At 73.2% G+C, this 9,267-nt stretch carries 11 protein-coding genes; 6 read left to right on the top strand and 5 right to left on the bottom strand.

Annotated features, from left to right (window positions below; genetic code table 11):
- Together CCL05_RS38250 and CCL05_RS38245 are read right to left on the bottom strand one after the other, a co-directional pair.
- On the bottom strand, nucleotides 1-609 hold a 609-nt coding region (locus tag CCL05_RS38250), incomplete at its 3' end, for an SDR family NAD(P)-dependent oxidoreductase (RefSeq protein ID WP_086565226.1).
- A 1-nt stretch (nucleotide 610) separates the two neighbouring features.
- Nucleotides 611-1,375 (bottom strand): SDR family oxidoreductase, encoded by a 765-nt coding sequence (locus CCL05_RS38245; RefSeq protein WP_086565225.1) that lies wholly within the window; start codon nucleotides 1,373-1,375, stop codon nucleotides 611-613.
- 54 nt (nucleotides 1,376-1,429) lie between these two features.
- Here CCL05_RS38245 and CCL05_RS38240 point away from each other — a divergent pair, with 54 nt between their 5' ends.
- The 4 genes from CCL05_RS38240 to CCL05_RS38225 are packed head-to-tail and all read left to right on the top strand — an operon-like array spanning nucleotide 1,430 to nucleotide 4,781.
- Nucleotides 1,430-2,179 carry an enoyl-CoA hydratase family protein gene (locus tag CCL05_RS38240; RefSeq protein WP_086565224.1) on the top strand — a complete coding sequence of 250 codons (750 nt, stop codon included), beginning with the start codon at nucleotides 1,430-1,432 and terminating at the stop codon, nucleotides 2,177-2,179.
- Nucleotides 2,180-3,016 carry a CoA transferase subunit A gene (locus CCL05_RS38235; protein WP_086565223.1) on the top strand — a complete coding sequence of 279 codons (837 nt, stop codon included), beginning with the start codon at nucleotides 2,180-2,182 and terminating at the stop codon, nucleotides 3,014-3,016. It abuts the gene before it with no gap.
- Nucleotides 3,013-3,732 (top strand): CoA-transferase subunit beta, encoded by a 720-nt coding sequence (locus tag CCL05_RS38230; protein ID WP_086565222.1) that lies wholly within the window; start codon nucleotides 3,013-3,015, stop codon nucleotides 3,730-3,732. The genes CCL05_RS38235 and CCL05_RS38230 overlap by 4 nt, the downstream gene beginning before the upstream one ends.
- Nucleotides 3,732-4,781 (top strand): NAD(P)H-dependent flavin oxidoreductase, encoded by a 1,050-nt coding sequence (locus tag CCL05_RS38225; RefSeq protein ID WP_086565221.1) that lies wholly within the window; start codon nucleotides 3,732-3,734, stop codon nucleotides 4,779-4,781. The genes CCL05_RS38230 and CCL05_RS38225 overlap by 1 nt, the downstream gene beginning before the upstream one ends.
- Here CCL05_RS38225 and CCL05_RS38220 read toward each other — a convergent pair.
- From CCL05_RS38220 to CCL05_RS38210, 3 genes are all read right to left on the bottom strand, one after another.
- Entirely contained in the window at nucleotides 4,765-5,922 is a 1,158-nt protein-coding gene (locus CCL05_RS38220; RefSeq protein ID WP_086565220.1) for an acetyl-CoA C-acetyltransferase, read from the bottom strand. The two genes, CCL05_RS38225 and CCL05_RS38220, sit on opposite strands and share 17 nt — an antisense overlap.
- A 15-nt stretch (nucleotides 5,923-5,937) precedes the next feature.
- On the bottom strand, nucleotides 5,938-6,576 hold the full coding sequence (locus CCL05_RS38215) for a TetR/AcrR family transcriptional regulator (protein ID WP_425275973.1): 639 nt from the start codon (nucleotides 6,574-6,576) through the stop codon (nucleotides 5,938-5,940).
- Nucleotides 6,577-6,754: 178 nt separating this feature from the next.
- Nucleotides 6,755-7,537 carry an SDR family oxidoreductase gene (locus CCL05_RS38210; RefSeq protein WP_086565218.1) on the bottom strand — a complete coding sequence of 261 codons (783 nt, stop codon included), beginning with the start codon at nucleotides 7,535-7,537 and terminating at the stop codon, nucleotides 6,755-6,757.
- Nucleotides 7,538-7,604: 67 nt separating this feature from the next.
- On the opposite strand from CCL05_RS38210, the gene CCL05_RS38205 reads away from it, so the two are divergent.
- Nucleotides 7,605-8,744, top strand: coding sequence for an acyl-CoA dehydrogenase family protein (locus CCL05_RS38205; protein WP_086565217.1), 1,140 nt, complete (start codon nucleotides 7,605-7,607; stop codon nucleotides 8,742-8,744).
- On the top strand, nucleotides 8,744-9,267 hold a 524-nt coding region (locus CCL05_RS38200), incomplete at its 3' end, for an acyl-CoA dehydrogenase family protein (protein WP_143590012.1). The genes CCL05_RS38205 and CCL05_RS38200, both read left to right, overlap by 1 nt.

Raw genomic sequence — 9,267 nt, 5'->3', positions numbered from 1 at the left:
GTTGACCTGGACGCCGTAGCGGCGCAGTTCGGCCGCCGCGACCAGGGTCAGGGCGACGATCCCGGCCTTGGCGGCGCTGTAGTTGCCCTGTCCGACCGAGCCCAGCAGACCGGCTCCGCTGCTGGTGTTGACGATCCGGGCCCCGGGCGGGCGGCCCGCCTTGGCCTCGGAGCGCCAGTGCGCGGCGGCGTGCCGCAGGGGGAGGAAGTGGCCCTTGAGGTGGACGCGTACGACGGCGTCGAAGTCGTCCTCGTCGAGGTTGACCAGCATGCGGTCGCGCAGGAAGCCCGCGTTGTTGACGAGCGTGTCGAGCCGGCCGTACGTGTCCAGGGCCGTCCGGACGAGGGAGGCCGCGCCCTGGGTCGTGGCGATGTCGCCGCCGTGCGGCACCGCCTCGCCGCCCGCCGCGCGGATCTCTTCCGCGACACGGGCGGCCGGGCTGCCGGAGCCGGGCAGCCCGTCGGCTCCGGGTGTGCCGTCGAGGCCGACGCCCAGGTCGTTGACGACGAGCCGCGCACCCTCGGCGGCGAATGCGAGGGCGTGGGCGCGGCCGAGCCCCCGGCCCGCACCGGTGACGACGACGACCCGGCCGTCGCAGATTCCGCTCATCTCAGGCCTTCTTGTCCGGGGCATACCGGGTCTCCTTGTTCGCGGTCGAGGCGTCCAGGAACGCGGGGCGCTCCCCGCCCCCGTGGACGAGCAGACTCGCCCCGCTGATGTAGGCGGCGGCGTCCGAGGCGAGGAAGACCGCGGCCCGGCCGACGTCGGACGGCTCGGCGAGACGGCCGAGCGGGACGGTGCGGGCGACGGCGGCGACGCCGTCCTGGTCGCCGTAGTGGAGGTGGGACAGTTCGGTGCGGACCATGCCGACGACGAGGGTGTTGACCCGGATGTCGGGCGCCCACTCCACGGCCATCGAGCGGGCGAGGCTCTCCAGGCCCGCCTTGGCGGCGCCGTAGGCGGCGGTGCCCGGGGAGGGGCGGCCTGCGCTGACGCTGCCGATCATGACGATGGAGCCCCTGGCCCGTCGCAGGTGCTCGTACGCGGCGAGGGACACGGTCAGCGGGGCCACGAGGTTGAGCTCCACCACGCGCGCGTGCCGGCCGGCGTCGGCGTGGGTGAGCGGGCGGTGGGGGCTGCCGCCCGCGTTGTTGACGAGGACGTCCAGCCGGGGCAGCTCGGCGCACAGGCGCCGGACGGCCTCGGCGTCCCGGACGTCGAGCGGCCTGAACTCCGTTCCGGGCACCGGGACGTCCGGCGGGCGGCGGGCACAGACCACCACCTGGGCGCCGGCCCGCACGAAGGCGCGCGCGATGCCGGCACCGACGCCCCGGGTCCCGCCCGTGACGACGGCGACCTTCCCGTCCAGCTCCATTCGCTGCTACCTTCCACCTAACAAACGTTTGGTGGAAAGGTAGCTGATGATGTCATGGGTGTCTCCACCTCGTGCGGGGAAAAGGGCATAGCCGTCGTCACGGTCGACTTCCCGCCGGTGAACGCCCTGCCGGTGGCCGGCTGGTTCGCCCTGGCCGACGCGGTGCGCGCGGCCGGGCGAGACCCGGAGGTGCGGTGTGTGGTGCTCACGGCCGAGGGGCGGGGGTTCAACGCGGGTGTGGACATCAAGGAGTTGCAGGCGGACGACCGGGAGCACCGTGCGCTGCTCGGCGTGAACAGCGGCTGCGCGGAGGCCTTCGCGGCGGTGTACGAGTGCGAGGTGCCGGTCGTGGCGGCCGTGCAGGGCTTCTGTCTGGGCGGCGGCATCGGCCTGGTGGGGAACGCGGACGCGATCGTGGCGAGCGAGGACGCGGTGTTCGGGCTGCCCGAGCTGGACCGCGGAGCGCTGGGCGCGGCCACGCACCTGGCCCGGCTGGTCCCCCAGCACCTGATGCGGGCGCTGTACTACACGGCGCGCACGGCGAGCGCGGCGGAACTGCACGCGCACGGCTCGGTGTGGCGGGTGGTGCCGCGCGAGGAACTGCGGGCGGCCGCCCTGGAGCTGGCCCGCGAGATCGCCGCGAAGGACGGGCGGCTGCTGCGCCTGGCCAAGGCCGCCCTGAATGGCATCGACCCGGTCGACGTGCGCCGCAGCTACCGCTTCGAGCAGGGCTTCACCTTCGAGGCAGGGCTCAGCGGCGTGGGCGACCGGGTGCGGGCCGGCTTCGGGAAGGAGGGCGCGTAGGTGAGTGACAAGACGATGACGGCCGACGAGGCCGTGTCCCGCCTGTCCAGCGGCATGACCCTCGGCATCGGCGGCTGGGGCTCGCGCCGCAAGCCGATGACCCTGGTGAGAGCACTGCTCCGGTCCCGGATCACCGATCTCACGATCGTCTCGTACGGCGGCCCGGACGTCGGCATGCTGGCCGCCGCCGGGCGGATCCGGAAGCTGGTCACGGCCTTCGTCACCCTGGACTCGATCCCCCTGGAGCCGCACTACCGCGCGGCCCGCGAGCGGGGCGCCTTCGCGCTGGCGGAGATCGACGAGGCGATGTTCCTGTGGGGCCTGCGCGCGGCGGCGAGCCGGCTGCCGTTCCTGCCCGTGCGGGCCGGCCTCGGCTCGGACGTGATGCGGGTCGACCCCGGTCTGCGGACGGTCACTTCGCCGTACGAGGACGGGGAGACGTTCGTGGCGATGCCCGCCCTGCGCCTCGACGCGGCCCTGGTGCACGTGAACCGCGCCGACCGGCTGGGCAACGGGCAGTACCTGGGCCCGGACCCGTACTTCGACGACCTGTTCTGCGAAGCGGCGGACACCGCGTACGTCAGCTGCGAACGGATCGTCGGCACGGCCGAGCTGACGAAGGCGGCACCGCCGCAGACCCTGCTGGTCAAGCGGCACACGGTGACGGGCGTCGTGGAGGCGCCGAACGGGGCGCACTTCACGTCCTGCGCGCCGGACTACGGCCGGGACGAGGCGTTCCAGAAGACGTACGCGACGACACCCTGGCCGGAGTTCCGGGCCCGCTTCCTCGCCGGGGACGAGCAGGCGTACCAGTCGGCCGTCGGGGAGGGGGCATGACGGGCGTCAGCCGCGCCGAGTACTGCGTGATCGCGTGCGCCGAGGCCTGGCGGGGCGCCGGTGAGGTGCTCGCGAGTCCCATGGGGCTGATCCCCTCCGTGGGTGCCCGGCTCGCCCGGCTCACCTTCGCGCCGGACCTGCTGCTGACCGACGGCGAGGCGCTGCTGGTCCGCCCGGACGGGACGACGGAGGGCTGGCTGCCGTACCGGCAGCACCTGACGCTGGTCACGGGCGGCCGGCGGCACGTGATGATGGGCGCGAGCCAGATCGACCGGTTCGGCAACCAGAACATCTCCTGCATCGGCGACTGGGAGCGGCCGCGGCGGCAGCTGCTCGGGGTGCGCGGCGCACCGGTCAACACCCTCAACCATCCGACCAGTTACTGGATCCCGCGGCACTCCCGGCGGGTCTTCGTCGAGCGGGTCGACATGGTCTGCGGGGTCGGGTACGACCACGCGGCCGGAGCGCCTTACCACCGCATCCCGCGGGTCGTCTCCGACCTGGGTGTCTTCGACTTCGCCACCCCGGACCGCTGGATGCGGCTGGCGTCGCTGCACCCGGGAGTCACGGTGGAGCAGGTGAGAGAGGCGACGGGCTTCGAGCTGGCCGTCCCCGACGAGGTGCCGCCGACCCGCGAGCCGACCGCCGAGGAGCTCCGGCTGATCCGCGAGGTCGTCGACCCGGCCGGCACGCGGGACAGGGAGGTCGCCGCGTGATGGAGACGGCACTGACCCGGCTGACCGGGGTCCGCCACCCCCTCGTGCAGACGGGGATGGGCTGGGTGGCGGGGCCGCGGCTGGTCTCCGCCACGGCGAACGCGGGCGCTCTGGGCATCCTGGCCTCGGCGACGATGACGCCCGACCGGTTGCGCGAGGCCGTCCGGGAGGTCCGGGCCCGCACCGACGCGCCGTTCGGGGTGAACCTGCGCGCCGACGCGGCGGACGCCGGCGACCGGGTGCGGATCCTGATCGAGGAGGGCGTCCGGGTCGCCTCCTTCGCCCTGGCCCCCTCCCGGGAGCTGATCGGCGAGCTCAAGGAGGCCGGTGTGGTCGTCATGCCGACCGTGGGGGCGCGGCGGCACGCCGAGAAGGTCGCGGCGTGGGGCGCGGACGCGGTCCTCGTGCAGGGCGCGGAGGGCGGCGGGCACACCGGCGAGGTGGCCACGACGGTGCTGCTGCCGCAGGTCGTCGACGCCGTGGACCTGCCGGTCGTGGCGGCGGGCGGGTTCTTCGACGGGCGGGGACTGGTCGCTGCGCTGGCCTACGGGGCGGCGGGCGTCGCCATGGGGACGCGGTTCCTGCTCACGTCGGACTCGACGGTGCCGGACGCGGTGAAGGCCCGGTATCTGGCGGCGACGGTGCGGGACGTGACGGTCACCCGGGCGGTGGACGGTCTTCCGCACCGCATGCTGCGCACGGACCTGGTGGACGCGCTGGAGCACTCGGGCCGCGTGCAGGCCCTGTTCCACGCGATGCGCAGGGCGTCCCGCTTCCGGCGGCTGTCCGGTCTCACCTGGCGTCGCATGGTCCGCGACGGGCTCGCCCTCCGGCACGGCAAGGAGCTGACCTGGAGCCAGGTCCTGCTCGCCGCGAACACGCCGATGCTGCTCAAGGCGGCCATGGTGGACGGCCGTACGGATCTGGGAGTGATGGCGTCCGGGCAGGTCGCCGGGGTGATCGACGACCTGCCGTCGTGCGCGGAGCTGGTGGAGCGGATCATGGAGGAGGCGGAGGACACCCGCCGGCGTCTCACAGCCTCTCGATGATCGTCACATTGGCCTGTCCGCCGCCCTCGCACATGGTCTGCAGGCCGAACCGGCCGCCGCTGCGCTCCAGTTCGTGCAACAGGGTCGTCATCAGCTTCACGCCGGTCGCGCCGAGCGGATGACCCAGGGCGATCGCACCGCCGTTGACGTTGACCTTCTCCGGGTCCGCGCCGGTCTCCTCCAGCCAGGCCAGGACGACCGGGGCGAAGGCCTCGTTGATCTCGACGAGGTCGATGTCGCCGATGGTCATGCCGGTCTTCTTCAGGGCGTGGGCGGTGGCCGGGATCGGGGCGGTGAGCATCCGGATCGGGTCCTCGCCGCGCACCGAGAGGTGGTGCACGCGCGCGCGGGGGGTGAGCCCGTGGTCGCGCACGGCCCGCTCGGAGGCCAGCAGCATCGCCGCCGCCCCGTCGGAGACCTGCGAGGAGCAGGCGGCGGTGATGGTGCCGCCGTCGAGGACCGGCTTGAGGCCGGCCATCTTCTCCAGGGAGGTGTCCCGGCGCGGGCCCTCGTCGGCGGTGACGTCCCCGTACAGCACGGTCTCGCGGTCGAAGCGGCCCTCGTCGATCGCCCGCACCGCCCGCTGGTGGGAGCGCAGGGCGAACTCCTCCTGGTCGCCTCTGCTGATCCCCCACTTCGCGGCGATCATCTCGGCGCCCGCGAACTGGTTGACGGGCTTGTCCCCGTACCGCGCCCGCCAGCCCGCACTGCCCGCGAACGGGCCCTCGGTCAGCCCGAGCGGCTCGGCGGCCTGCCGGGTGGCGAAGGCGATGGGGATCATCGACATGTTCTGCACACCGCCGGCGACCACCAGGTCCTGGGTGCCGGACAGCACGGCCTGCGCCGCGAAGTGCACGGCCTGCTGCGAGGAACCGCACTGCCGGTCGACGGTCACGCCCGGCACCTCCTCGGGCAGCCCGGCCGCCAGCCAGCAGGTCCGCGCGATGTCCCCGGCCTGCGGCCCCACGGCGTCCAGACAGCCGAGGACGACGTCCTCCACGGCGGCCGGATCCACGCCCGAGCGGTTCATCAGCTCTTTCAGCACATGCGCGCCGAGGTCGGCCGGATGGACCGCGCTCAGCCCTCCTCCGCGCCGCCCGACGGGCGTGCGGACCGCTTCGACGATGTAGGCCTCGGCCATGGCAACTCCCTCAGATCAGGGCTGTTCGCGTACGGCGATCCCGTCCAGCACCATCGACAGGTACTGCCGGGCGATCTCCTCCGGGCTGTGCTGGCCGCCCGGCCGGTACCAGGACGCGGCCACCCACACCGTGTCGCGCACGAAGCGGTAGGTGAGCCGGACGTCGAGGTCGGCCCGGAAGACCCGCTCGGCGACGCCGCGCTCCAGCGTGGACAGCCACGCCTTCTCGAATCTGCGCTGCGACTCGGCGAGGAACGCGAACCGCTCCTGCGCCACGAGCTGCTTGCTCTCCTTCTGGTAGATCGCAACGGCCGCGCGATGCCGGTCGATCTCCCGGAACGACTCGGTGACCAGGGCCTCGAGCGTCTCGCGGGGCCCGAGTCCGGCACCCAGGACGGCGTCGTAGCCGTCCCAGAGCTCGTCGAGGAAGGTGCGCAGGATCTCCTCCAGCATCGACTCCTTGGAGTCGAAGTGGTAGTAGAGGCTGCCCGCGAGCATGCCCGCGTGGTCCGCGATCTTGCGGACGGTGGTGGCGTTGTAGCCCTGCTCGGCGAAGACCTCGGCGGCGGTGCCGAGGAGTTCGCTGCGGCGGTCCGGGGCGGCGGGGGGCTCGGCTGTCACGGCTGTCGCCTGGGACTTCTTCTTGGTCGGCACGCTGTCCATTGTCCTAGGGCCCTTCTGATGGATCTCCGCAGGAGTAGGAGCGGCGTTCGGTGCGTGCGATCGGCGTGCGGTGCGGAGGGTCATGTGGCGGAGCCACCTGGCCCTGCGCACCGTGCGGCGAGCGTGCGTGCCGGGCGTCGCGACGCTGCGGAGATCCATCAGAAGGGCCCTAGGGATGCTGGTTGCTGACGGAGACGACCTCGCCCGTCATGTACGAGGAGTACTCCGACGCAAGGAACACGATCACGTTGGCCACCTCCCAGGGCTCGGCGCAGCGCCCGAAGGCCTCGCGGGCCGTCAGTTCCTCCAGCAGGCCAGGGGTCGTCACTTTCGCGAGGTGGGGATGCATGGCGAGGCTCGGCGACACCGCGTTGACCCGCACCCCGAACGCGGCGGCCTCGACGGCGGCGCACCGGGTCAGGGCCATCACGCCCGCTTTCGCGGCCGCGTAGTGCGCCTGTCCGGCCTGGGCGCGCCAGCCGACGACGGAGGCGTTGTTGACGATCACGCCGCCGGTGTCCCGCATCCGGCGCAGGGCGGCCCGGGTGCACCTGAAGGTGCCGTTCAAGGTCACGTCGAGGACCGTCGCCCACTGCTCGTCGGTCATCTCGACGAGCGGCGCGGTCCCGCCGAGGCCCGCGTTGTTGACGACCACGTCGAGCCGGCCGTGCTCCTGGACGGCGGTGTCGAACAGCGCCCGTACCTGCGACTCGTCGGTGACATCGCACACGGCGGACGCCACCGCGCCCTCGAACTCCCGGGACAGCCGCGCCTCGTGCTCCTTCAGCCGCCGCGGATGCGCGTCGCTGATCAGCACGCGGGCGCCCTCCTCCAGGAAACGGCGGGCGGTCGCCCCGCCGATCCCCGCGCCCGCCGCCGCGGTGATGACGGCCGTACGCCCGTCGAGCAGCCCGTGTCCGGGAACCCTGGCCGGCACCTCGACGTTTGTCATGACAGCACGCTAACCTACCAAACACTTGTTAGGGAAGCCCACTGGTGAGGGAAGGAGGACGCCGGTCGTGGACCTCACCCACTCCCCCGCCGACGAGGCGTTCCGCGCCGAGGCCCGCGGCTGGCTGCACGCCCACGTGCCGTCCGGGCCGCTGCCCTCCCTGGAGACAGAGGACGGCTTCGCCGCTCACCGCGCCTGGGAGGCGGAGCTGGCCGCGGACGGGTGGTCGGTGGTGAACTGGCCGGGGGAGTACGGAGGCCGGGACGCCACGCTGGTCCAGTGGCTGCTGTTCGAGGAGGAGTACTACGCGGCGGGCGCGCCCGGGAGAGTCGGCCAGAACGGCATCCATCTGCTCGCCCCGACGCTCTTCGAGCACGGTACGCGGGAGCAGCGAGCCCGGGTGCTGCCCTCCATGGCCACCGGTGAGGTGATCTGGGCCCAGGCCTGGTCGGAGCCGGAGGCGGGCTCGGACCTGGCGTCCCTGCGCTCGAAAGCCGTGCGCACCGACGGTGGCTGGCTGCTGACGGGACAGAAGACGTGGTCGTCCCGGGCCGCCTTCGCGGACCGCGCCTTCGGCCTGTTCCGCAGCGACCCGGACGCGCCGAAACCCCACCAGGGCCTCACGTATCTGATGTTCGGCCTGCGCTCGCCCGGCGTGACCGTCCGCCCCATCGCCCGCCTCGACGGGAAGCCGGCCTTCGCGGAGCTGTTCCTGGACGAGGTGTTCGTGCCCGACGAGGACGTGATCGGAGAGCCCGGCCAGGGCTGGCGGATCGCGATGTCGGCGGCGGGCAACGAGCGGGGTCTGATGCTGCGCTCCCCCGGCCGCTTCCTCGCCGCCGCCGACCGGCTCCACCGCCTCTGGCGGGCACAGGGCAGCCCGGAGAGCACCCGGGACCGCGTGGCCGACGCCCTGATCGGCGCCCGCGCCTACCAGCTGTTCGCCTACGCCGCTGCCTCCCGCTTCCTGGACGGCGCGTCGATCGGCCCCGAGTCCAGCCTGAACAAGGTCTTCTGGTCGGAGTACGACATCGCGCTGCACGAGACGGCCCTCGACCTCCTGGGCGAGGAGGGGGAGCTCGCCGACACGGACTGGGCCGAGCGCTACGTCTTCTCCCTGGCCGGTCCCGTCTACGCGGGGACGAACGAGATCCAGCGCGACATCATCGCCGAGCGCCTGCTCGGACTGCCGAAGGGACGCCGCTGATGCGTTTCCTCCTCGACGCGGAGCAGCGCGCCTTCGCCGCCTCGCTGGACGCCCTGCTGACGGCGGCCGACACACCGGCGGTCGTGCGGGACTGGAGCCGGGGCGACCACGCGAGCGGGCGTGCGCTGTGGTCCCGTGTCGCGGAGGCCGGTGTGTTCGCGCTGGCGGTTCCGGAGGCCTACGAAGGCGGCCTGGGGCCGCGACCGGTGGACCTGGCCGTCGCCTTCGTGGAGTTGGGCCGCCACGCGGTACCGGGCCCGCTGGTGGAGACGGTCACGGCGGCGGTGCTCCTCAGCGGTGCGGACCCGGGCACGGCGGAGCGGCTGCTGCCGGCGCTGGCGTCGGGCGGGACGATGGCGACGGTGGGGGTCCAGAAGGCGGGGACCGAGAAGGCAGGGATCGGGAAAACGGAGACCGACAAGGCGGGGACCGAGAAGGCGGAGACCGACACGTCGTACGCCCTCGACGGCGACGCCGCCGGGCTCCGTCTCTCCTGCTCCCCCGACGGCATCCGCCTCTCCCC

It is taken from the genome of Streptomyces africanus, from assembly GCF_002150735.1.
GTDB classification, from domain to species: Bacteria; Actinomycetota; Actinomycetes; order Streptomycetales; family Streptomycetaceae; genus Streptomyces; species Streptomyces africanus.
Note: the sequence above shows the minus strand (reverse complement) of the source record. Positions and strands in the feature narration are given on the sequence as shown.

Bases quoted from the DNA above. Each gene is read 5' to 3' on its own strand.
- CCL05_RS38245 (WP_086565225.1), bottom strand. From the start codon at position 1,375: ATGGAGCTGGACGGGAAGGTCGCCGTCGTCACGGGCGGGACCCGGGGC.
- CCL05_RS38240 (WP_086565224.1), top strand. From the start codon at position 1,430: ATGGGTGTCTCCACCTCGTGCGGGGAAAAGGGCATAGCCGTCGTCACG.
- CCL05_RS38230 (WP_086565222.1), top strand. From the start codon at position 3,013: ATGACGGGCGTCAGCCGCGCCGAGTACTGCGTGATCGCGTGCGCCGAG.
- CCL05_RS38225 (WP_086565221.1), top strand. From the start codon at position 3,732: ATGGAGACGGCACTGACCCGGCTGACCGGGGTCCGCCACCCCCTCGTG.
- CCL05_RS38220 (WP_086565220.1), bottom strand. From the start codon at position 5,922: ATGGCCGAGGCCTACATCGTCGAAGCGGTCCGCACGCCCGTCGGGCGG.
- CCL05_RS38210 (WP_086565218.1), bottom strand. From the start codon at position 7,537: ATGACAAACGTCGAGGTGCCGGCCAGGGTTCCCGGACACGGGCTGCTC.